Annotated in this window: 29 protein-coding genes; 24 read left to right on the forward strand and 5 right to left on the reverse strand. The window is 72.4% G+C overall.

The features are described from left to right. Positions 1-39 precede the first annotated feature (39 nt). From ACWC9T_RS14480 to ACWC9T_RS14510, 7 genes are all read left to right on the forward strand, one after another. A complete protein-coding gene (locus tag ACWC9T_RS14480; protein WP_449821367.1) occupies positions 40-1821 on the forward strand; it encodes a type IV secretory system conjugative DNA transfer family protein in 1782 nt (593 codons plus the stop codon). Continuing rightward, entirely contained in the window at positions 1818-2303 is a 486-nt protein-coding gene (locus ACWC9T_RS14485; protein ID WP_449821368.1) for a hypothetical protein, read from the forward strand. The genes ACWC9T_RS14480 and ACWC9T_RS14485 overlap by 4 nt, the downstream gene beginning before the upstream one ends. 28 nt (positions 2304-2331) lie before the next feature. Further along, positions 2332-2550, forward strand: a complete 219-nt coding sequence (locus ACWC9T_RS14490) for a hypothetical protein (RefSeq protein WP_449821369.1) — start codon at positions 2332-2334, stop codon at positions 2548-2550. Beyond that, positions 2551-3729 carry a DnaB-like helicase N-terminal domain-containing protein gene (locus ACWC9T_RS14495; protein WP_449821370.1) on the forward strand — a complete coding sequence of 393 codons (1179 nt, stop codon included), beginning with the start codon at positions 2551-2553 and terminating at the stop codon, positions 3727-3729. Continuing rightward, positions 3726-4301: a hypothetical protein gene (locus ACWC9T_RS14500; protein ID WP_449821371.1), complete on the forward strand. Its 576-nt coding sequence runs from the start codon at positions 3726-3728 to the stop codon at positions 4299-4301. Before ACWC9T_RS14495 ends, ACWC9T_RS14500 begins: the two co-directional genes overlap by 4 nt. Positions 4302-4781: 480 nt before the next feature. Further along, positions 4782-5990, forward strand: a complete 1209-nt coding sequence (locus ACWC9T_RS14505; RefSeq protein WP_449821372.1) for an MFS transporter — start codon at positions 4782-4784, stop codon at positions 5988-5990. 29 nt (positions 5991-6019) lie between these two features. Next, on the forward strand, positions 6020-6181 hold the full coding sequence (locus ACWC9T_RS14510; protein ID WP_449821373.1) for a hypothetical protein: 162 nt from the start codon (positions 6020-6022) through the stop codon (positions 6179-6181). Between the two features lie 108 nt (positions 6182-6289). On the opposite strand, the gene ltrA is transcribed toward ACWC9T_RS14510, so the two are convergent. After that, a complete protein-coding gene (gene ltrA, locus ACWC9T_RS14515; protein ID WP_449821374.1) occupies positions 6290-7759 on the reverse strand; it encodes a group II intron reverse transcriptase/maturase in 1470 nt (489 codons plus the stop codon). A 609-nt stretch (positions 7760-8368) separates the two neighbouring features. Between ltrA and ACWC9T_RS14520 the strand changes: the two genes are divergently transcribed. The 11 genes from ACWC9T_RS14520 (at position 8369) to ACWC9T_RS14570 (ending at position 15468) form a co-directional block, all read left to right on the forward strand. After that, positions 8369-8908, forward strand: coding sequence for an HAD family hydrolase (locus ACWC9T_RS14520; RefSeq protein WP_449821375.1), 540 nt, complete (start codon positions 8369-8371; stop codon positions 8906-8908). 135 nt (positions 8909-9043) lie between these two features. Then, positions 9044-9634, forward strand: a complete 591-nt coding sequence (locus ACWC9T_RS14525; protein WP_449821376.1) for a DUF4913 domain-containing protein — start codon at positions 9044-9046, stop codon at positions 9632-9634. Further along, positions 9631-10374 (forward strand): glycosyl hydrolase, encoded by a 744-nt coding sequence (locus ACWC9T_RS14530; protein ID WP_449821377.1) that lies wholly within the window; start codon positions 9631-9633, stop codon positions 10372-10374. The genes ACWC9T_RS14525 and ACWC9T_RS14530 overlap by 4 nt, the downstream gene beginning before the upstream one ends. Then, the gene (locus ACWC9T_RS14535; protein WP_449821378.1) at positions 10371-10862 is read left to right on the forward strand and encodes a hypothetical protein; all 492 of its coding nucleotides are present in this window, start codon (positions 10371-10373) and stop codon (positions 10860-10862) included. The genes ACWC9T_RS14530 and ACWC9T_RS14535 overlap by 4 nt, the downstream gene beginning before the upstream one ends. Next, entirely contained in the window at positions 10862-11506 is a 645-nt protein-coding gene (locus ACWC9T_RS14540; protein WP_449821379.1) for a hypothetical protein, read from the forward strand. Before ACWC9T_RS14535 ends, ACWC9T_RS14540 begins: the two co-directional genes overlap by 1 nt. After that, a complete protein-coding gene (locus ACWC9T_RS14545) occupies positions 11503-12345 on the forward strand; it encodes a hypothetical protein (protein ID WP_449821380.1) in 843 nt (280 codons plus the stop codon). Before ACWC9T_RS14540 ends, ACWC9T_RS14545 begins: the two co-directional genes overlap by 4 nt. A 15-nt stretch (positions 12346-12360) precedes the next feature. After that, positions 12361-13182, forward strand: a complete 822-nt coding sequence (locus ACWC9T_RS14550; protein ID WP_449821381.1) for a winged helix-turn-helix transcriptional regulator — start codon at positions 12361-12363, stop codon at positions 13180-13182. Positions 13183-13293: 111 nt separating this feature from the next. Further along, positions 13294-14079, forward strand: coding sequence for a DUF317 domain-containing protein (locus tag ACWC9T_RS14555; protein ID WP_449821382.1), 786 nt, complete (start codon positions 13294-13296; stop codon positions 14077-14079). A gap of 17 nt (positions 14080-14096) precedes the next feature. Continuing rightward, positions 14097-14306: a hypothetical protein gene (locus ACWC9T_RS14560; RefSeq protein ID WP_449821383.1), complete on the forward strand. Its 210-nt coding sequence runs from the start codon at positions 14097-14099 to the stop codon at positions 14304-14306. Positions 14307-14313: 7 nt separating this feature from the next. Beyond that, positions 14314-14952, forward strand: coding sequence for a DUF317 domain-containing protein (locus ACWC9T_RS14565; protein ID WP_449821384.1), 639 nt, complete (start codon positions 14314-14316; stop codon positions 14950-14952). Between the two features lie 30 nt (positions 14953-14982). Then, positions 14983-15468, forward strand: a complete 486-nt coding sequence (locus tag ACWC9T_RS14570; protein ID WP_449821385.1) for a hypothetical protein — start codon at positions 14983-14985, stop codon at positions 15466-15468. Between the two features lie 7 nt (positions 15469-15475). Here ACWC9T_RS14570 and ACWC9T_RS14575 read toward each other — a convergent pair whose 3' ends face one another. Further along, the gene (locus ACWC9T_RS14575; protein ID WP_449821386.1) at positions 15476-15736 is read right to left on the reverse strand and encodes a hypothetical protein; all 261 of its coding nucleotides are present in this window, start codon (positions 15734-15736) and stop codon (positions 15476-15478) included. Between the two features lie 198 nt (positions 15737-15934). Here ACWC9T_RS14575 and ACWC9T_RS14580 point away from each other — a divergent pair, with 198 nt between their 5' ends. The 6 genes from ACWC9T_RS14580 (at position 15935) to ACWC9T_RS14605 (ending at position 18757) form a co-directional block, all read left to right on the forward strand. Further along, the gene (locus ACWC9T_RS14580) at positions 15935-16282 is read left to right on the forward strand and encodes a DUF317 domain-containing protein (protein ID WP_449821387.1); all 348 of its coding nucleotides are present in this window, start codon (positions 15935-15937) and stop codon (positions 16280-16282) included. Between the two features lie 27 nt (positions 16283-16309). After that, positions 16310-16654 carry a hypothetical protein gene (locus ACWC9T_RS14585; protein WP_449821388.1) on the forward strand — a complete coding sequence of 115 codons (345 nt, stop codon included), beginning with the start codon at positions 16310-16312 and terminating at the stop codon, positions 16652-16654. After that, positions 16617-17057 carry a hypothetical protein gene (locus ACWC9T_RS14590; RefSeq protein WP_449821389.1) on the forward strand — a complete coding sequence of 147 codons (441 nt, stop codon included), beginning with the start codon at positions 16617-16619 and terminating at the stop codon, positions 17055-17057. The genes ACWC9T_RS14585 and ACWC9T_RS14590 overlap by 38 nt, the downstream gene beginning before the upstream one ends. Positions 17058-17568: 511 nt before the next feature. Continuing rightward, positions 17569-17781: a hypothetical protein gene (locus ACWC9T_RS14595; protein WP_449821390.1), complete on the forward strand. Its 213-nt coding sequence runs from the start codon at positions 17569-17571 to the stop codon at positions 17779-17781. A gap of 520 nt (positions 17782-18301) precedes the next feature. Beyond that, positions 18302-18526, forward strand: a complete 225-nt coding sequence (locus ACWC9T_RS14600; protein WP_449821391.1) for a MarR family transcriptional regulator — start codon at positions 18302-18304, stop codon at positions 18524-18526. Positions 18527-18547: 21 nt separating this feature from the next. Then, on the forward strand, positions 18548-18757 hold the full coding sequence (locus tag ACWC9T_RS14605) for a hypothetical protein (RefSeq protein ID WP_449821392.1): 210 nt from the start codon (positions 18548-18550) through the stop codon (positions 18755-18757). Between the two features lie 448 nt (positions 18758-19205). Here ACWC9T_RS14605 and ACWC9T_RS14610 read toward each other — a convergent pair whose 3' ends face one another. From ACWC9T_RS14610 to ACWC9T_RS14620, 3 genes are all read right to left on the reverse strand, one after another. Beyond that, positions 19206-19604 (reverse strand): hypothetical protein, encoded by a 399-nt coding sequence (locus ACWC9T_RS14610; RefSeq protein ID WP_449821393.1) that lies wholly within the window; start codon positions 19602-19604, stop codon positions 19206-19208. Positions 19605-19714: 110 nt separating this feature from the next. Next, positions 19715-21460 (reverse strand): relaxase/mobilization nuclease domain-containing protein, encoded by a 1746-nt coding sequence (locus tag ACWC9T_RS14615; protein WP_449821394.1) that lies wholly within the window; start codon positions 21458-21460, stop codon positions 19715-19717. Further along, a complete protein-coding gene (locus ACWC9T_RS14620) occupies positions 21457-21879 on the reverse strand; it encodes a MobC family plasmid mobilization relaxosome protein (RefSeq protein WP_449821395.1) in 423 nt (140 codons plus the stop codon). Before ACWC9T_RS14620 ends, ACWC9T_RS14615 begins: the two co-directional genes overlap by 4 nt. Positions 21880-21982 lie beyond the last annotated feature (103 nt).

Below are 21982 nucleotides of genomic sequence, written 5' to 3' on the forward strand. Positions count from 1 at the left end.
CCCCGCCCACCGCCCGCTCGCACCCACCTGGAACCTCCCTTGCCTGCCCCGCGCACCAACGCGCCGTCGACCAGTACCGGCACCGACGCGCTCCTCTACCTCCTGTTCGGCGTCCTCGGCGCCGCCCTCGCCTTCGGCAGCCTCGCCTGGCTGACCGGCAACCTCACCAACTACCTCGTCGTCGGCGGCGGTTGGACTCCGTTCCGCGTCACCGACGCGCTGCTCCACCCCGAACGGCTGTGGCCGCACCTCACCCCGACCGCAGTACTGGTCGGGGCGCGCATCGTCCCCGGTCTGGTCACCGCTCTCCTCGGCGGCACTGCGCTCGTCATCGTGCTGCGCCGGCGCGCCGGGGCGAAGAGCGGCCTGGCTCGCAAGACGGACATCGCGCCGCTGCTCGACAAGGAGATCACGCAGAAGGCCAGGAGCCTTCGCCCGAGCCTGAAGGACCAGAAGGAGATCGCCCCGGCCGACCGCGGCGTCCTGGTCGGCACGCTCTCCCCCGGCCGGGCCGAGGTCCGGGCCTCGTGGGAGGACGTGATGGTCGCCATCATGGCGCCCCGCTCCGGCAAGACGTCCGGGATCGCGATCCCCGCGATCCTCGCTGCCCCCGGGCCCGTCCTGCTGACCTCGAACAAGGCCGCGAACGACGCGTACACGGCGTGCGTCGACGCCCGTGCGAAGGTCGGGAAGGTCTGGACGCTGGACCCGCAGCAGATCGCGTACCACCCGCGCGAGATGTGGTGGGACATCCTCGCCGACGCCCGCGACCTCGCCGGTGCCAAGCGGCTCGCCGGGCACTTCGTGACCGCGAGCGTGGACGAGTCCAGTGGCTCCGACTTCTGGTCCACCGCCGCCGCCAACACGCTGGGCGCGCTGTTCTTGGCCGCCGCGAGCCACCGCCGTCCGATCACCGACGTGCTGGCCTGGCTCGCCTCCCCGGCCGACCGCACCCCCGTCGACCTGCTCGGCGACGCCGGCCACCATGCCGTCGCCGCCCAGCTCCAGGGCACCGTCACGGGTGCCACGGAGACGCGCGACGGCATCTACGAGACGGCGCGCCAGTACGCGAGCTGTCTGCTGGACCCGGAGATCGCCGCGTGGGTCACCCCCGCGCCCGGCCTGCCCGAGTTCAAGCCGTTCGGCTTCGCCTCCTCCCGGGACACGTTGTTCCTGCTCAGCAAGGACGGCGGCGGCTCCGCCTCGGCGATCATCGCCGCTGCTGCGGACGCGGTGATGCGCGCGGCCGTCATCGTCGCCGAGCGCAACGGCGGCCGGCTCGACCCGCCCGCGCTGTGCGTCCTCGACGAGGCAGCGAACGTCTGCAAGATCTCGGACTTGCCGGACCTGTACTCCCACTTGGGCAGTCGGGGCGTCATCCCGATCACCATCCTGCAGTCCTACCGGCAGGGGCAGCGCTGCTGGGGCGAGGCCGGCATGGACGCCCTCTGGAGCGCCGCCACCACGAAGGTCATCGGCTCGGGTATCGACGACGCGGACTTCGCGGACCGCCTGTCCCGGCAGATCGGCGAGCACGACGTGCAGACCGCGTCCGTCTCGAACTCCGATGGCGGCAAGTCGACTTCGGTGTCGATGCGCACCGAGCGGATTCTGCCGCCGGACGAGATCCGCGCGCTCCCCAAGGGCAAGGTGCTGCTGTTCGCCACCGGCATGCGGGTCGCGATGCTCGACCTCAAGCCCTGGTACAAGGAGCGCTCCGCCAAGGAGATCGGCCCGGCCTCCGCCCGCGCCACCAAGGCCATCACCCAACGGGCCCTCGCCAAGTCCCGTGACCACGACGGCTTCGGGCTGGCGGCATGACCATCTCGAACGCCTCCGCCCTCAAGCGCGCGGGGTTCGGCTCCCAAGTCGCAGTGCCCGATCCGCCGTTCACCGGGCCAGGCTGGCGTCAACCGCGCAGCGGCACATGGGTCTACCAGGACGCCCCGGGAGCCGCCCACGTGCAGGCGGTCCTGCTGGATGACGGGAACTGGTTCCTGGACTTGTGGTCGGCGCAGTCCCGGCTGCTCGCCTGCGGTTCGGCTCCTGCCAGCGAGGTCGCCGCCCTCGCCCCGGTGCTCACCGCCAGCGCCGCCTGGTGGGCACCGCCGTCCGGCCTTGATGCCTCCCGGCGCCGCTTCACCGCAGCCGCCGAGGCCGTACGCGCCCGCGGCCGCCGCGTACCGGACGAGGCCAGGGTCCGCGCGGCCACCGCCGCCTCGTCTGCCCTGCCCAGGGGCCTCCCGGCCGAGACGCCGGTCACCGCGCCAGCCGCTACGACCCCGGCCCGTCCTCGCCGCTGAATCCGCCCAACTCCCCGAGGAGCTCTTTATGTCCGACAACAACTCGCCTACCCGACGTGGCCGTCCGCAGCCGCTCACCGGTGCGCCGGTCGTCCGCCGGGGCAACCAGTGGTGGCTGATTGCTGGCGACGGCTCGATCCTGGCCACCGACCCCACGTTCACCGGTGAGCTGGACCGCTTCGCCGCCGCGAAAGCCGCCGCCGACCGCGCGGTCGAACAGCTCCGCGCCCAGCAGCGGGAGCGGTAGATGGACCCGCTGCTTCGGGGAGAGCAGGCCGTGCTCGGCGCGGTCCTGCTCGACCCGCGCCAGCTCGGCAACCTCGACTGGCTGGAGGCCCGCGACTTCTACCGGCCCGCGCATCAGGCGCTGTTCACGGCGCTGCGCCGGCTCCGCTCCGACGGCCACCCGGCGCTCACCGCCGAGGGCGGGGTGCCGCTGGCGTGGTTGACCGACACGCTCGCCCAGGCCGGCAAGCACGTGCGCGGGCTCACCGCCTCGTACCCGCACACCTTGATCGCCGCCTGTCCCCGTCCGGCCCATGCTCCGGTCTACGGGCGCATGGTGCTGGAGGGCTCGATCCACCGCACCGTCGCCGAGCATGCTGCCCGCCTGCTCGCCGTCGCCCAGGAGGACGCAGGCCAAGCCGAGGTCCAGGGCGCCGTCGCCCAGGCCGACGTCCTCGTGGGCGTGCTGGAGGAACTCGCCACACGGTGGGGGAGCCAGCCCCGCGCCGTCGCTCCCGGGGTACTGCCGATCACCGCTGCCGGTGCCGAACCGCGGGCGGCCCAGCTGGAAGACGAGCAGTTCCTGCTGGCGCTGCTCGTGAACCAGGACGGAGCGATCGAGGAGGTCTTCGACTGGCTGCGTCCCCAGGACTTCGCCGATCCCGGCCACGGCCAGCTCTACCGCTGCCTGGGCGCGCTCCACCACCGGGGTGAGCCGATCGACCCGGTCACCGCCCTGTGGGAGGTGCAGCGGCGCGGCCTGCTGGCGGACGGCACGCTCACCGAGGAGCGGCTCGGGCCCGTGCTGCGCGACGGAGCGGCGGGTTCGGCCGAGTGGCTGGGCGAGCAGCTCCTGCGCTCCTCCGTCACCCGCGCCGCTGCCGGCGCCGCGCTGCAGATCGCCGCCCACGCCGACAACCGGCGCCTCGCTCCCGGGCAGCTGATCGGCCATGCGCTGCACGCCCTCGGCCCGCTCGACGAGGTGCGAGCCCGGTGGCGCACAGCGACGTCCCCGTCCGATCCGCAGCAACGACCCGATGTCGGCGAAGCGGCCCGCGTCCAGGCGGCGCTCGCCCGCAGCCCCACACCGTCGCCCGCCCGCAACACCCCAGCACCGGATCGTGTCCATCCCGTCGGCCCGGCACCGAGCCGGGGTCACGACCGCGCCACCCCGCACCAGCCCTCCCGGAGCCTCTTGTGAACACCCCCGACGGCGAGTCCCTCGCCCTCCACGAGCATGCGACCGCCCTGGAGCAGCAGAGGGACCTGCTGCCCGCTGCCGGCTTCCCCGTCCAGGTGTCGGACCCTGTCGCCCTGAGCCGACAGATCGCCCAACTCGGCTCCCTCATCACGGCCATGGGCACCGAGTTCACCACCCGCATCACCGATCAGTCCGCACCCGACCATGCGCTCCGTGCCGCCGGGGCGTACGCCGAAGCGATCGGGCATCTCGGTCGGGCCGTCTCCGACCTCGGGGAGGCTGCCGAACAACTCACCTACCTGCGACGCACGGACGAGAAGCGCCACGATCTAAGGGCCCAGGGGCTTCGCCAGAATGCCAGGCAGGTCATCGGCTTCGCCTCGGAGGGTGCCCGCGGCGAGCTCCAGCAGGCCGCCCGAACCCTCCGACAGGCGGCATCTGTCATCGCGCCGGACGACAACCGGGTGCAGGCCGCCCGCAGCCGCTCGGCCGCCGCCGTGGCGGCAGGGCCCGCACCGAACCCGGCGCCGCCCCCTGCGTCGCCCGCGCTCTCCGCCGCGCGCTTCCGCTGAACCACCCACCACGCGAGCCTCCACGAACGGAGCCGCCGTGCACGCCCCCGCCAGCGAACCCCTCGCCCTGCAGTCCTCCGGCATCTGGCATCCGGCATCCGGCATCCGGCATCCGGCATCCGGCATCCGGCTGGAAGCGTACGAGTCGAAGCTGCCCGCACCCGCGCTGGCGCCGGTCTCCACTCACCCGCGGTCTAGCCGGAGCCGGTGAGGTGAACGAGAACCTGCTCCGACCCGCCCCGCTGATCGGGACCAACAGGCCTCCCGAGCCTTGAAGTTGCTGGCGCTTCCGTTCTCGCGCCGCCCGAGCTGCCATGCCGGGTGAGGGGCTTCTACCTCTTTTTCCCGGCCGTACCAAATCCCGGAATCCGCGGACTCTTCTCTCCGCAGCCGCACCAACCGAGGGGGCTGTCATGCCTGCGCATGCCCCGGCCCGGCGCGCCCGCGCGCCGCCGACCGTAGAACCGAAGGACATCCTCCTTGAGCACCACCACCGCCACCGGCCCAGCCCAGGGCAGCGGCTACCGCGCCGTCCTGGGCTCGCCGCACGTCGCCCGGCTGCTGGGCGGCACCCTGATCGGCCGCCTTCCCACCGGCATGGCGCCGATCGCGATCCTGCTGCTGGTGCGCGCCGAGCACGGCCCACTCGCGCTGGCCGGACTGCTCGGCGCCCTCTACGGCCTCGCCGCCGCCGTCGGGCAGCCTCTGCTCGGGCGCCTGGTCGACCGCCACGGCCAGACCCAGGTCCTCATCCCCGCCACGATCGCAGCCAGCACGGCGTTCCTGCTGCTGCCGTGCACCGCCCTGGGGCGCCACCCGGTACTCGCCGCGCTGACCGTCCTGGTCGCGGGGCTGGCGACGCCGCCGCTTGAGGCGGGGCTTCGGGCGCTGTGGCCGCACCTTCTGCCCGATCCCGAACATCAGCGCGCCGTTCTCTCCTTGGACAGCAGCACCCAGGGCCTGGTGTTCGTCGCCGGTCCCCTGCTGGTCTCCGGCTTCGCCGTCGGCGCGGGAGCGACCACCGCGCTGGTGGCGACCGCGGCGCTCGGCCTGTTCGGCACCGGCCTGGTCGTCACCGCTGGACCCTCCCGGGCCTGGACGCCGGCCGAGTTCACCGAAGCGGTGCACTGGACGGGTCCGCTGCGGGTGCCGGGACTTCGGGTTCTGTTCGTCGCGCTGATCGGCACCGGTGTTGCGCTCGGCGCGGTCAACGTCTTGGCGATCAGCACGGCCGAGCGCCACCACGCGGGTTGGCTGGCCGGGGTGATGCCGGCGGCGCTGTCCCTGGGGAGCATGCTCGGCGGGCTGGTCTACGGCCGCCGAGCCTGGCCCGGCGCCCCCGCCAAGCACCTGGTCGCCGCGTCCATAGGCTTCGCGGCCGGATGGCTGCCCCTGCTGCCCGACCCCGCGCCCGCCGTCGCCGTCCTCGGCGCCGTCCTGCCCGGCACCTTCCTCGCGCCGCTGCTGACCGCCGCCTTCCTCACCGTCGACCGTCTCGCCCCCGAAGGCGAAGCGACCGAGGCGTTCGCGTGGCTCATCGCCTGCATTGGCGTCGGCCAGGCCGCCGGCACCGCCCTCGCCTCCTTCGCCGACGCTGCCGGCCCGCTGCTCGTCGCCGCCGTCCCGCTCGCCGGGGCCGCCACCGCGCTGTGGCTGCTGCACCGCTTCAACGACCGCCTGTCCGCCTGATCACCAAGCTCATTCCGAAGGACCCCACCGTGAACACCGTCTTCTTCGCCGCCGCAACTCCCGCCACCCGCATGCATGTTGTCTGGGACTGGAACGGGACGGTCAAGGACGACCTCGACGACCACGTCTCCGCGCTGAACGCGACCCTGCCCGCTCTCGGCGGCAAAGCGGTCGACCGGGAGACCTGTTGAGTCGGCACGGAGCGCGGTGCCGGTGTTGCCACTGGCCCGTTTCTCCGTGCCGCTCGCCGAACCCGGCGTGCGACTCTCACCGCACCGGGCTCTCCACGGTCTCTGCCGTCAAGCGTGGTTAAGGGCCCAGGGATTGGGGATCGTGTTGCCCCGGTAGCGATAGCGGGTGACCGCTGCCGACTGCGGGGCGAACAGCTCGATCCCGTCCGCCGAAAGCGGCTTCCACCGGCCGTTATGGTCGGTGAAGCGTCGGCGGATGTCCTTCCACCTCCAGCGGTGCAGCACCATCCACCAGCTCGTCACCCGGTGCCACACGAAGTGGTCCAGGACCTTGAGCGTGGTCTTGCATACCGCGTGCTTGAAGTAGTTGACCCAGCCTCGAAGGATCTGATTGATCCTTCTCAGCACGGTCCCCGGGTCCTGCTGCGACGTTCTGTTCGTCAGGGCACGGATCTTGTCCTTCAGCTGCCGGAGAGGCCTCTCGGCGATGAAGGTGTAGACGTACCACCGGTTCGAGCCTCGCTTGCGGCGCCACTGGATGCGGAACCCCAGGAAGTCGAACCCTTCCGACATGTGCACGATCCGGGTCTTGGACGGCGAGAGCCGCAGGCCCATCGGGTGCAGCGCGTCGGTGATTTCCTCGTGGAGGTGGGCAACGTCATCGCGCGTGCCGTCGGTCAGAACGACGAAATCGTCCGCGTAGCGGACGATGCGCCAGTTCGGCCGACCGCAGTGGCGGCGATGCGCCCGCCTGCCCCTGGTCGACATCGTCCCGCCCGGCTCCCACGGTCCCATCAGGTGCTCGTCGAGCGCCGTCAGGGCAATGTTCGCCAGCAGCGGGGAGAGAATGCCGCCCTGCGGGGTGCCGGTCAGGGTTTCCTCGTTGGTGCCGGCCTCGGTGAGGACGCCGGCCTTGAGGAACGCCTTGATCAGCAGCAGCACGCGCTTGTCCTTCACCCGTCGTCTCACCCGGTCCATCAGGACCGTGTGGTCGATCGAGTCGAAGCATGCCTCGATATCCGCGTCCAGCACCCAGCGGTAGCCGTTGGTGCCGTAGAAGTGGATCTCAGCGATCGCGTCGTGTGCCCGCCGCAGGGGCCGGAAACCGTAGGAGACCGGCTTGAAGTCGGCCTCGAAGATCGGCTCCAGCACCAGTTTGAGCGCGGCCTGGACCACCCGGTCGGTCACGGTCGGGATGCCGAGCTTGCGCACCCTCCCGCTCCCGCCGGGCTTGGGGATCTTGCGTTCGCGCACTGGCAGCGGGCGGAATTCACCCGTTTTCAGTACGCGGCGAAGCTCCTCCAGGTAGCCCGGGAGGCCGAGTTCCCGCTCGACGTTGACGACGGTCAGGCCGTCGACGCCAGGGGTCTGGGCCCCCTTGTTGCCCGCGACCCGTTCGAACGCCGCAAGCAGCGTCGCCGGGTCGCACACGAGGTTGAACAGATCGTCGAACCTGCGGCCACCATCGGCCGCCGCCCAACGGTGAAGCTTGGCCTGCATCCCCGATACCCGCTGCCGGGGCCCGAGTTGAGCTTCGGCCAGCGGGGCACTGCTGTTCAGCAGCGCGTCTTTCGGCATTGCAGTCTCCTTCCCTTCTCGATACCGCTGCCGCCCTTCCCCATGTGCCGGGCTCTCCCCGGCTCGGAGTACTACGGCGGCTCCGCCCCGTTCCGGCCCGGTCGGCCGACGGTGGACCCAGCCCCCGATCCGCACTGGAAGCGCGGGCGAGGGCGGGACCGGAACGGTTCCCGTGTTCACTCGCTGTTCGATCGACGAAGGAGGAGCCCGACTATGCCCCCGCGGCATCGCCACGGCTACCCCGCAGCACTTCACCGTGGCCTCCCCACGCAGCCGAAGTAGACCGCGCAGGAAGTTCCCCGCCAGCCCAATATCCAGCAGGGACGCACCGCATCCAGCCCGTATCCACCAGGTTCGAGCTGGCGTGCCTTAAGGAGGCGTAGACGCCGGTTCCTCGCGTACTCCTCTCCGTCTCGCTCGCCGGACCCGCACCATCTGGCAGTGCTGGCACGTCCCGGCTTTGTCGGGGCCGCTCTCGCCCTCCCCGGCACCTCCCGGTTCAGGCTGCCCCCAGCTTCAACCGCCCTGCTGCGACAGGACGGCGGTGATGGTCTTTCACCTCCACTCGAACAACAAGGGCCTCACGGCGCACACCGGGCCAAGCACACCGTGCCGATCCCGAACTTCTATGCCCGCCTGCTCGGCCGCGAGATCACCGAGCAGGAGTGGATCTCCAGCGACAACGCCTTCCTGGCCTATCTGCGCGCCCAGCCGGTGCGCGTGCGCGAGGGCGCCGTCGAGCTGATGGCCGCACTGCGCGAGGCCGGGCACACCCAGTCGCTGCTGTCGCTGTGCCCGCACGACACCCTGGAGCGCGAGGTCGAACAGGCCGGCATCGGGCACTTCTTCCAGCGGATCGACGGCCGAACCGGCCCCTCCGGCGGCACCAAGGCCGCACCGCTGACCGCCCACCTCACCGCGCTCGGCCTCGACGACCAGGCACACCGGGTGCTGCTGGTCGGCGACGCCATCGACGACGCGGACGCCGCCCACGCCAACGGCGCGCTCGCAGTGCTGCACACCGGCGGTCTCCACCACCCTGCCAAGCTCGTCGCCGCCGGCCACCCGCTCACCGACACCCTCGCCGACGCCGTCGTCCTCGGCCTTCGTCTGGCCAGCGCCCGGCGCGTTCACCCCGCTTGCGTCTAGCACGAGTTGGCGGCCGTACCAAACCGCTGATCCTGCGGATCCTCTTCCTCACCCGCACCACCGGAGCCCTGCCATGACCCGCCGAAGAAGACCCATCGCCCCGTCCCCCGTCCGTCCGAACCCCCTGGATGTGCCATGTCCGACCCGCTGCCGGGCGCCTCCGAGCCCGAGCCGATCCGCATCCCCGACGAGGACCTCGACGACCTCGTCAGCGCGCTCAACCGCACCATGGCCGAGGTCCGCCAGCACGGCGTGCTCCTGGACCGCCTCGGCTCCGAAGCCGACACCGAGCCCGACGCGGGGCCCGGCTCCGAGCAGCCGGGCCCCGCTACCGAGGGCGAACCCGACACGCCTGCTCCGCTGTTCATCCTGGCGATGGGCGGCGCGCAGTACGCCGCCGAGCTGGCCGGGCTGGCGAACTGGGTCACCCACCTCCTGCTGCCTGCCTACGGCCGGGAGATCAGTTCCACCCGCCCCTGGTGCGCGCACTGGTACGAGCACCCCGAGGCTGTCGCCCGCCTGCACGCCCTGTGGCTCGCGTGGCAGCAGCTGACCGCCGCCGAGGCCGGCCGTACCGGGCCCTCCACGTGGCACCGCGACCACCTCGACCACGCCCTCCTCCAACTCCGCTCCCCCGACGGACCGTTCGCCGCGTGCACCGTCAGCCCCTCCCGGCCTGCCCATCGCCTCCTGTCCACCCCCGACCAGCTGGGACGCGCCGCATGAGCACCGATCTCGACTTCGGCCTCGACGGCCTGTCCCCCGCCGACGACCACTCCGACCACCTGTGGCGGTACACCTGGGAGAGCGACTACGACCTCCTGGCCCGGCACGACATCGGCGAGCGCAGCTTCTTCCTCACCTTCGACACTGCCGCCACGTGGGACGTCGAGCGGAACCTGCCGAACATCGCCACCTTCGATGTCCAACGCGACCGGGCCCAGGGCACGTTCGCGATGGACAGCTTCACGCACGCCAACGTGGCGTTCGCGCGCAAGTGGCTCGCCGATCGCGGCTGTCCGCCCGAGGCGATTGAACTGCGCACCCCCTTCGCCCCGGCCGATGAACTCACCACCCGGATCGAGGACCAGATCCACCGTTCCGGCGAGCGCTACGACCTCCTCGAGGTCAAGGCCGCCGATGAGGACCCGACCCAGGCGTGGACCATGGCCATGGACAAGAACGCCACCGAGCTGCCGGTCCGGGTCTTCATCGAACAGTCCCAGCCGGACCAGGGCACCTACACGGTCCGCGAAGGCGCGTTCCCCGACTACGCCGCCGCCGAGAACTGGCTGGACGCACAGAGCATTCCGCTCCCGCAGCCGCCCGAGTACCGCCGCGACGCCGACGCCCTGCGCACCCGCGCCGCACTCGCCCGCAGCACCGCCCCGATCACCGCCGCCGTCGTGGCGTCCGCACCCGCGGCAGCCGCCGTCGCGCAGCCGGATCGGGGGCGGTCCCTGTGAGCCGCGCCAAGTACGGATTCGCCGCCCACCCCGACGCCATCGCCGATCTGCGCCAACTCCCCGACGCCGTCCGCGACCAGGCCCTACTGCACCTGCAGGACCTCGTGCACGGCGAGCGCGTCGCCAAGCGCCTCGAAGGCCGGCTGGAGGGCTGCCACAAGATCTACCTCGGCGTCGGCGAGCAGTGGGCCAGCCACCGCCTGGTCGTCCAGTTCCGCGACGCCCCCACCGGCTCCCGGCACCGACGCGAGGTGTACCTCGTCGCCGCCGGTCCCCGGCTCGACTACCAGGTCTACCGCTCCGCCCAGAACCGCCTGGGCCGCACCGGACTCAACCTCCCCTCCGGCCTCGGCCCCGCCGAGGAGGCCCGCGTCCGCGCCGCCCGCGCCCGCTCCACCGCCCCGGCACCCGACCGCGGCACCGGCGCTGCCTACACCACCGCCTCTCCCGGCTACGCCGCCACCGCCGCTGCCCGAAAGGCCCGCTGATGACCACCGCTCCCACCCACGCCGACCTCGCCACGTGGCTCGTCGAGGCGGCCGAGGCCGTCGCCGGCATCGTCACCGCCCAGCACTCCACCCCGTCGCGCTCCTACCTCCAGCCGGTCCTCGGTCCGCTGGCCGCCGGGCCCGATGTGGTCGGTGAGCTGGCCTTCCGCCTGGAGGACCTGCTGGCCGAGGAGTACCCGGCCACCCCCGCCGTCCTGTTCACCGTCGCCTCCTACGCCTCCGCCCTGGGCTGGCTGACCGAGTCCCTCTCCGAACTCACCCAGATCGTCGACCTCCTGTGCACCCACGCCGGCATCCCCGCCACCGGCACTGCAGCTACCACCCCCGATGAGGTAAAGGGCTTCGACCTGTCCGCCTACTCCCCGCAGGACCGGGAGGCCGTCACCGCCCTCGCCGCCGAGGCCGGCCTGCCGCCCGGCCTCTACCTCCGGATTCTCGGCCGGGCCCTGATCGCCTGCGCCGCCTTCGCGGAGGCGTGCACGGAGATCACGGGCGGCCTGTTCGAGGACGCCCGTGAACTCATGGACGAATCGGTCAGCGCCGTCCCGCTCGGCGGGGAGGGCCCCGGCAGCCTGCCCACCCTGGTCCGCTCCCTCCTGGCCCGGATGGAAACGGCCGAGTGAACCCCCACGACCCACTGACGAACCCCGGCGCCCACCTGGTGTTCGACCAGCTCGGCGCCGAGAACCCCTGGGAGCTGTACGCGCGCCACCCCGGCGAAAGCCCCCTCACGCGCCTCGCCTTCATGGTCGCCACCTCCGCCCGCGAGGTCGACCGGCTCCACCAGGACCTCACCGCCAAGGCGCAGCAGGTGATCGAACGCCTGGCACCGATCGCCCGGGGAGACCACGCCTCGATGCGCGGCGTCAACGGCATCATGCAATCCGCCGGCCTCCAGGTCGAACTGCTCAGCGCTCGCCGGGGCGCGGCCTTCGAGCAGCTCACCGGCGCCGTCAGCGCCTACGAGCGGTGCACCGAGGCCGGCCTGCCGGCCCCCGAGAGTCCACTCGCTCTCAAGCACGCAACCGCCACCGCCTCGCAGGCGCCGCCCGCCGAGCCCAACCTGCCCAGCACGCCGTCCAGGTACGACCCCCACATCCGGGAGTTCGAGGCCCTGGCGGCGATCGACCGCGGTGATCTACGGCTGTGCGAAAGCGCCGTCTACGGCTACAAGTTCATGTCCGACGGCAGTGGCGAGCGCCCATCGGTCTGGCCGCACACCGTCGAGGCGCTGATGGCCGAAGACCTCGTCGTCGCCGACACCAGCACCTCGTCCTACCGGCCCGGCCACCTGCTCTCACTGACGCCCGCCGGCCAGGCCCTCCTCGACGCCTCACGCGCCGCAGACCAGCGCGTATCCGCCGCACTTTCCCGCAGTGCCACCGGCGCCACTGCACCACCTGCCACCGGGCCTGCGCCCTCGGCACCCTCCGTATCCGCCCAGCCGACCCACTCACGCTGACCAGGAACCACCGCCATGTCCCAGACCCTCACCACCGAGTTCACCCGCGCCGACGCGCAGACCGTCCAGACGACCCTGCGCCAGCTCGCCCCGAAGTGGACCACCGCCTTCGTCCACACGATCGCCAAGTACGGACCGGAGCTACGCGTTCGCGACTTCGGCCAGTACTTCCCGACGCTCAGCCAGACGTACACCAGCAAGCGGCTGACCACGATGTCCACCGCCGGTCTGGTGACCCGCAATGCACAGTTCGACCGAACGGCTCCCTACCGGCTCACCGACCGGGCGCGCACGCTCGGCCCGGTCTACCGGGCCCTCGCCCAGTGGTCCTCGGACCATCTTGACCACACTCCCCAGGGACGGTCCGGCCGGATCGAGGACGCGCTGCACCGCCTGCAGTTGGTGGACACCACCGAGGTGGTCCGGCTGCTCTCGGCAAGCGGCAGCATGCGTGTCAGCCATCTCGCCGAGCAGGTCGGCGTCTACGAGCAGCTCATCGCCACCCGCCTCAACCGTATGCAGGCGGACGGGCTGGTCACCCGGACCGGCCACCGGCACGGCGACCCCTACACCCTGACCGACGCCGGACGGGCCTTGGGCTCCGTCTTCGCAGCGGTGCAGCAGTGGGAGGACCGGCACTCGTCCGTGCCCAAGGTCCAGGTGCCGACCGCGACCCGCACCCTCGGCGCCCCGGTCACCGGAGCGAACGCTGCCCGAACCGCGGCGGCCCTGCGGCGAAGCTCCGCCCCCTCCACGCTGTTCAGCCACGCACCGCTGCCGCAGCCGCGCATTCCGGCTGCCGTCACCGCCGCCTCCACTCCCTCCCGCAGCAGGTGACCGCCATGAACACCCCAGCCAGACCCGACCGTTGCCGTCCCTACGGGCTCGTGCGTCGTCAGGTCACCACCGACGGCGCACGGGCCCGCTCCCCGCCACCAGGAGCATTCCGTGCCCTCCGCCTCCCCCCTTCTGCTCGTCACCCCGCTCTACCTCGTCGGCCCCGGCGACCCCTTCACGGTCACCTTCCCGCTGGACACCGCCCCCGGCTGGTCCAGGACCGAAACCGCCGACCTGCTCCGCTACACCAGCCCTTGCCAGCGCGCCACCGTCTCCCATGAGCCGGCGGCCGGGCAGGGATCCTGGACAGTCCAGGGCTATCTTGCCCCCGGCGGTGAGCCGCTCTGGGGCGCCAGGTTCGGCCCCGGCACCCCGGCCGAGCTCACCGCCGCGTTCACCACCCCCCTCATCGACGGCCTGCGCAGCAACCACCGCGACTACCTCGAAGGCGGTCCGCAGTATCGACCGGGCAGCCCGGCCTCCCTGCTGGCCGAGCGTGGCTGGTGGCCGAACCCGAACAGCCCGAAGGGCTTCCACGACCAGATAGCCCCGGACGGCCGCGCCTACTACCGCCACCGCGTGGGCTACCAGCCGCCGGAGGCCGAGCTGGAGGGCCAGGTCCCGGCGTCCTGGAGCAGGATCGCCGGCAGTCCCCACCGTCCCCTCTGGCAGGCGGACTTCACCATCGGCGTCCCCTTCTACCTCCTCTGTAACGCCGCCATCGCCCTCGCCGTGCATCCGGCCAGGCGGCTCCGGACAGACATCCCGCGCGCGAACCGCCCCCACGTGACCACCGGACGCGCAGCACCGGCTGCCTTCTCCCTGAGCCCCGAGGAACCACCCGCACCTGCCAGCGCACCGAACTCGACCGGGGCCGTCGGCCCGCGCCGCCGCTGACCGAAGGAGAGCCCCCCATGCCGGACTTCCCCTGGCTCGAGCGTCCGCGCGAGTACCGCATCTCGCCCCGCTTCCTCGCTGGCCTCACCCACACCGGCGACCCCGGACTCAAGCCGCTGATCAACGCGGGCTGGAACTTCAGCCGGGACGACCTGGGCAACGTCTTCGTGACCACCCCTGATCACACCGTCCGCTGCGGTTTCCTGCCCGAGGGCGAGTTACGGTGAGCTGTGGGTGATCAGCGCCCACACCCACGCGTTCGCGCCGCCGCAGTGGCTGGTCACCTTCGACCTTCAGGCCCCGCCGGAGATCGTCGGCGAGTTCACCACCGCTCTCGCCACCGTCCACGCCAACGACCCCGGCACCGTCCTGGGCGGCAGCGCCAGGATCGGGCTCGACACCACCAACGACCTCCTGCGCAGCGGCTGGCGTATCGACCCCCAATCCCCCGCCACCGCCCTCCGGACGCCCGATCAGCTCGTCACGCTGCACCGGCGGCGCGGCCACCTGCGCCACGAGGCCGAGATGGCCGGCGACACGGAACGGTGGCTGTTCGAAGTCGGCCCACCCGAGCACCGCTGGTACGCCACCGCCTCCTCAGGCGTCCCCGACGAGGTGCTCGGCGCGCTCGCCACGGCCGTCGCCAACCCCGCACCGGTCGAGCGCTACCTGCGGCCCTCGGCCCTCAACCGCCTACCGAGGCAAGCCATCGCCGTCCCGGCAGCGCCGACCCCGCTGGAGGTCTCCCGCATCCAGGCCGCAACCGCCCGCTCGCCCGCAGGGTCTCGCTGGCCCGCTTCCGCCCTGGCGTACACCACCGCGACCCCGCCGGCGGCACCCCGGCAGCCCGCCCTCGCCGGGCGCTCCCACTGACCGCCCCCCACCAGCACCCTGGAGAACGCCGTGCCCGACGCCACCGCCCTCGACCACGCGGACGCGATGATCGAACGCGCCTGGGGCCAGCCCATCGCCGAACTGGAGAAAGCCGCGCCCCGCCTGCCCGTCGAGGACCCCATGCTGCGCGCGGCGATGCACACCCGGTCCCACCTCGTGGTCGTGTCCAACTCCGCCGCCGTGCACCAGGACCGCCTGCACGCCCTCACCCGGCCCGGCCAGGTCCCCGCCTTCTACGACCTCGACCGGATCACCGAATCGGCGAGCGCGCTGCGGACCGCCTACGCCGAGAGCAACACCGCGCTGCACGCGATCCGCAACGTCATCGACGCCCGAGAGCACGCGCTCAAGGCCGAAGACGGCCCGGGCGCTGAACGCGTCCGGGCCGCCACCGCCCGCACCTCGCAGGCTCCCCGCCCCCTGGGGCTGCCCGCCGGCCAGCCCGCCCTACCGGCCACTGCCGCTGCGGCCCAGCCTGTGGCGAACCGGCGGTAGCCCCTGGTCAGTCCGCGGCCTGGTCGTGGTGGGCGCCCGGGTCTACGGCGCCCACCACACGCGCCAGCTCCTCGACGGTCAGCTCCATCCGCTGACCGTCCGCCAGCCGTGCCTCCACCACCTCGATCTGCTCCCGCTCGGCACGGCTCGTCGTGGCGACGGCCCACTGCCCCTCGGCGATCATCACGACGTCGCCCATCGTCCACGGCCGCCCCGCCGCCCTGACCTTGCGCTCCAGCGCCGCCATGTCCCGGCCTCTGCTCGGCACCAAACCCTTCGTCCCCCTTCAGCTTTTGCACGGCCCCACGCCGTAACCCTGGTTCAGCACCCGGGGGGCCCGATCCATTCCCCGCCCAGTTCGCCCACGGCAGACCGTCGGCCACTGGAAACGACTACGTACTTCGGCATGGCGCATGTCAAAGTTCTCGTGTCGGGAAAACCGCAGGTCAACGAAGGGACCGACCGAATGAACACGCCCAACAGCCTTCTGCCCGCCCCCATCCGCCCCGCCGCCGAGGAGCACACCTGGCTCGCGTCCGACCACAGCGCGGAGCCGGTCCTCGCCCTGCTCGACGCCCTCGGCTGGCCGATGGTCGACACCCCCGAGGCCAACGTGCACTGCACCAGCCCGGACGGGCGCGTCTACGTCGGCTGGCTGCCCGAGGACCCCGGCGCCTGGCAGCGCGGCATCGTCTGGCGCGTCCGGGTCCAGCCCGCCGACGCCGAGGCGTGGACCCAGGAGTTCGGCATCCACACCCCCTCCGAGGCGGTCGCCGGATTCCTCGCCGCGCTCATCGCCAACCCCACCCGCTGACCCCGACACCCCTACCTGGAGGACCGGTTGACCACCCCCCGACTCGATCACGCGATCACCAACGGCACACCGCGCAACGCCCTCGGCCTCGCCGTACGGGACACGCACATCGCGTGTGCCGACGGCTTCTGCCTCTCGGTGCTGGCCCCCGACCCCACCGAGGTGGTCCTGCTGCCCGCCCGAACGCTGGAGGTCGGCTTCCCCACCCGGCGCCCAGAACCCTGGGCCGACTGGCGCGACTACCTCGAACCCGGCTCGGACGAGGATGCCCCCACCGAAGGCATCTACCTGCACGTCCCCGTCGCCCTGGTGCGGGACCTGATCGAGTCCCACGGTGGCGAAGCCCCGCCCATTCCGCGCCAGCGCTCCTGACGACCCATCGCCGCAACCGACTTCGACAAAGGAGACCGCACTGACGATCACCATCGACCTCACCCGTATCCCCGGCCCGGCCATCGCCGCGCTCGGCCTGGCCAACGCCTTCTCCGTCCCGCCGGAGTCCGCCGCGTTCGTCCTCGGCCTCGCCCTCAGCGCCAGCGGCCTGCTGCTGGCCTTCGACGACGTCCACGAGAGCGGCCTGCGCCGGGACGCCCGCATCGTCGCCCAGCTCGCCAAGTCGCCCAATGGCGCACGCGTTCGCCAGATCGGCACCGCTCTCAGCCTGCGCGACCGCGCCGTCGCCAGATCCCTCGACCGTCTGGCCGACGACGGCCTGGTGATCCTCGACACCGAAGGCGAATCCCTGCCCCTGCGCTCGTACCGCCTCGCCGACTGAACCACCGCCAGCTGCCCCGGTCCGACCCGGGGCGCCCGTCCACCAAGAGGGACACCGCCACGAACGCCCATCGCGTCGACTTCAGCCCGGTCATCGTCACCGCCGTCACCGAACACCGCGCTTCCCGCCGTTTCCTCACCAGCCCCGCCCTTCGGATCGTCCGGGCCGACGAGGTCCTCTCCGGCGACCTGATCGTCTCCGGCTTCCAACCCGCAGCCCCCGGCCGCCTGCGCACCACCGACTACTTCGCCTCCGGCCCCTACCCGGCCAACCCCGGGCCCTACAACCCGGATTGCGGCTGCGGCGTCTACGGCCTGCCCGATGTCCAGGGCCCCCACAGCACCGTCGTCCTCACCACGGGCTACCCCTGGGAGAGCTGCGACCCCTGGCCAGCCGACGAGCTCGTCCTCGTCCTGCCCCGCCGAAGCCGAGCGGGTCACACCCTGCTCGACCTCCCCTGACCGCCCCGCCCTCAACCGCCCACCGTGCCCAACCCCCAGGAGGCTCCGCCATGCCCCAGTACCTGACCGTCGGCCATCTGCTCACCCAGCTCCAGAACCTCGACCCGAACCTCCGGGTCCGCCTCGCCGTGAACCCCGACTGGCCGTTCACCCATCTGCTCGCCACGAACGTCGTCGTCCACGACGGCCACGCCTACCTCGCCGAGGACGGCCAGGAGGGCTACCTGCCGCCCGCCGTCAGCGACGAACTCGCCTGGACCTGAACCGAAGGAGCCACCCATCCCGACCCGCTATCGGCCCAGCACGCCCCGCCCGCTCGACCGGATCGCCCTGCGGCCGATTCCGGCCTGGGCCAGCGGAGCGCTCGTCCACACCGCGCCCGCCGCCCCCGAGCGCCCGATCACGGTCCTCTGGGTCCCGAACACCGCCCCCAGAATCCCCTTCGGCCGCATCCTCCTGCGGTGGGAGAACGCCACCGGCTCCGGCTGGGACGTCACCGCCCGCCTCGGCCTCGCAACCACCGACGTCCTCCTCGCCAGCTGGCCCGCCGCCAGCGACGACTGGCCTCGGCAGGTCCGCCCCACCCTCCACGAGGTCACCGGCCTGTGTTCCTCCCTCCGTGTGGCCATCGCCGCGCTCGAACTCGCCAACCAGCTCGCCGAATCCTGACCACCACCGCAAGAAGGCCGCCCCACGCCGCTCCCGGCAGGGGCGGCCTTGCCGTACGCCCACCCACCCGGCGCCGCGTACGCTCGTCACCGAAGGACCGAGGAAGGACAGCACATGGCCGACGACCAGCAGCTCTGGGGCTACGCCGAGGTCGCCGCGCACCTGGGCATCAGCGTCGGCGCCGCCCGCAGCCGCAAGAGCCGGGGTGCCCTGCCCGCCCCCGACGACGAGAGCATCCCGGACCGCCCACGCTGGAAACCCGCAACCCTCCGCAACTGGAAACCCCTCGGCCAGGGCTACCGCAGCGACCTGCGCACCAGCCCTCCAGCCGACGACTGACCAGACAGGGGCCCTTCTGCCGTGACCAACTCCCCCATGCCCTCGCCGCCGTTCCCCGCCCCGGACTCCGCCGCGCTCCAGCTGATCGTCGCCAACGCCGTCAACTCCGTGCGCACCGGCGAGGCCACCGTCGAGCAGGAGATCCTGCACACCGCCGTCCACGGCTGGTACGAAGGGCACTTCGAAGGCGAAGACGCCTGCCCCGGCTGCGACTTCCGCGGCGCCAAGTAGCACCACCAGCGGCCCGGACAGCCGCAGGAAGGACTGTCCGATGCCTGACCACCCGATCCTTCGCACCGGCGTGCTGATCGCCTGGGTCACCACCGCAGCGCTCGGGGCGGCTACCGCGATCTCCGCCGCTCTGAACGACGCACACGTTGTGCACCGTGGGCCTGTTGGCCATCGGGGGGCGGAGCTCTCGGTGCCTACCGCACCGTGAAAGCAACCGAAGAGCGGACCGACCGAACCGTCCTCGAACGGCTGCAGCACTCCGCCGTGCCCGAACCCGCTGCACTGGCCGCCGACCTTGGCCTCCCGTCCCGTGGCCGTCAAGCTCAGCCTCCATCGGCTCACCGCCTCCGGCCGACTCCCCTCACCAGCCACTCCGCCAGACCCAGCCCGCTGACAGAACGAAACGGACCGCCACCGACACCGGTGGCGGTCCTTTCTGTTGCTGGCACTACTGCAGGTACAGCCCGGCGAAGACCCCGTCGAACCCCAGAGCGATTCGGGCCTCGTCGAGGGTGCGGTAGTTCGTCCAGCTCGGGTTGTCGGCGAGCATGGCGTCGAAGTCCCGGCGGGTGATCTCCGGCTCCAGCCATTCCGCTCCGCAGCGACAGCGGATCCAGACGTGGCGGCGATGGTTGATCAGCAGCCAGTCGCGCCGGGCCCGGCAGCCGGAGCAGGTCACTGGGATTCCGCGCAGGGCCAGTTCGGTGGGGCACTGCACGAGGCGGACGGCCTCCGGGCCGCTCGGAGGCTGGGTCTCGTACTCCAGTTGCAGGAGCGGGTCGGTGCCAGCCGGGGTCGGAGCGGTGATCGGGGCTGGAGTGGTGGTCTGCTCGGTGGTTCTGGGCACAGGCTCTCCGTTCGCGGTGCTCGGGTTCTTGCGTAACACCTGGTGGGACCGGGTGTCGAGAGGATTTCGGGGTGGTCCGACGGACGGTGGTATGTCCGCCGGACCACCCGTCAGCGGCGGGGTGCCGGGCGGCGCGGGTCGGTCGCGGGCCGGGCCGGTGCCGGCTTTGCGGTGCGGGTCTGCGCCAGCTCGGTCGCGGTCCGGGTGCCGGTGGTCGTTCCGGTGCCCGGCCGTTGGGGGTTGGCGGGCAGGTCTGCGATGCGGCGGATGCGCCAGACGAGGACGTCGGTGGTGTCGCGGGCGGTTTCGAGTTCCCGACGGGAGGTGGCCTGCGCGAGCAGCGCCTGCGGGTCGTGGCCGGCCTGCTCGGCTTCGGCGAGCACGGCGGCCAGGGCATCGTACTCGCGGACCGGGCCTGCCGGGGTGTCCGTCTCGCCGAGGGCGGCGCGGATGGTGGCCTGGTGGCGGCGGCGCTCGGGCTCGGGCAGCGTACGGCCGATCTCGCGCATCGTCCGCATCGGGGTGGCGCCGGCCTGCTGGTAGGCGGCACGCAGGTGCTCGGCGGCCTGGCGGGAGGCTGCGGCCTGCTGGGCGTGGCCCCGGGCGGAGTGCCAGCGGGCGGCGGCCAGGGCGACGAGGACGAGGGTGGACAGGACCAAGGCGGTGGCGCCGCCGTCCTCCCCTCGGCCGAGCGCGCTGCCGGCGTGGACGATTCCGCGGGCGGCCGAGCGCAGGGCGCGGACGTCGGCGTTCTCGGCGCGGACGTGGCTGCGGGTGGCACGTTCGAAGGAGCGTGCTGCTTCTCGGAGTTCGGCGCGGGTGGCGGCCGGGGAGGTCTGGGCGATGGCGTCGAGGATCTCCCCGGCACCGACGAGCTGGGCGGCGGCCTGGTCGTCGTCATGGTCGAGGAGGGCGGCAGCGCGCTCGGCGGTTCCAGCGGCCTCGCGTCGGCGGTATGCGGGTGCGGACCGGTCGGCGCGGGTCGACGTGGCGCTGGGTTGCGGGGTGTCGGTTGCGGGTCCGGCTTCGAGGCGGCGGCGGATCCGTGGGAGGGAGAGGTCGGGGGCAAGAGTGTTCCCGGCGAACCAGATGGGCTCGCTGTCGCGGTTTCGGTCGCCGGGCAGGGCGACGCTGTAGCCGAGCACGTCGCCGGAGGGGGCGTGCCGCAGCTTCACCCGCAGGCCCTCGTCGCGCAGGCGGGTGAAGAACTCCTGCTCGGTGGCGGCTCCGGCGAGGGCTTGCCGGACGGCCTGGTGCAGGGTGTTGCGCGGGGGCTCGATGCGGCCGGTGCGCTCGGCCTTGAAGTGCTCCTGGCTGGTGGGGGTCTTGGCGGCGGTGCCGTCGCCGGGGGTGAGTTGGCGCAGGCCGTACTCCTTCTCTATGAGGCGGGCCTCGGCCTGGGCCTTGCGCTTGTCGTAGCTGAGGCCGGCCAGACGGCCGTCCTGGCGGACCAGGGTGGCGGCGATGTGAATGTGGTCGGGGGCGTGGCGGACGGCGACCCAGCGGCAGGCGGCGGTGTCGCCGTCGGGGGCGATGCCGGTGGCGTGGACGATGCGGCGGGCGATGGCGGCCCACTCGGCGTCGTCGAGGTGGCGGTCGCCGGGGGCGGTGCGGACCGAGCAGTGCCAGATCCTGGTGGCCGGTGCCTGCTTGCCGAGGGCTTTGACCGGCTGGTCGAGCTGGTTGGCGAGCTTGGCGACCTGGTGCCGCTCCGGGTTGGGGCCCGGGTCGGGCGCGAAGCCGTTCCAGGAGGCGACCAGGTGCTGGTCGGTGTGTTCCTCGTGCTTGCCGGGGCCGAAGAGGTAGTCGATGAGGGGGAAGCTGCGGTCGGTGCCGGTGCGGATCTTGGGGATCACCGGCGGACCAGCCAGTCGACGGCCTCGTCGACCGCGTCAATGGAGGCTTCGACGCGGGCCAGGAGCTGCCGAAGCTCGGCGCCCGGCTGGCCACCGGCATTGACGTAGTGGGTGAGCTGGTTGAGGTTGTTGCCGACGGCGCCGAGCTGGCGGTTGGACTCCATGAGCTCCTGAATGCCGCGCCGGTAGTCGGCGACCGCGGCGCTGGGGTCGGTGCTCGCGGCGGCGGCCACGGCGGCGGCAGCGGTGTAGCCGCCGGGGGCGAGTTCGGCCCGGTCGGCGGCGCGCTGGAGGAGGGTCCACTCGGCATCGCTGAAGCGCGGGCAGATGCGGTTGGTACGCGGGACGCTCTGGCGAAGGCGTCGGCGCGGCACGATGCGGACAGCGGTCGGCGGCTGCTCCTCCCCCGTGGTCGGCACCCCTGGGCCGACTCCCCGGTCGTCGGCAGGCCCGCTCCTGCGACGGCCCGTTCGGCGCGGTGAGCCCGTTGGAGGCACCGTCCTGGTTGACGGCCGTACCGCG

It is taken from the genome of Kitasatospora sp. NPDC001159, from assembly GCF_053598235.1.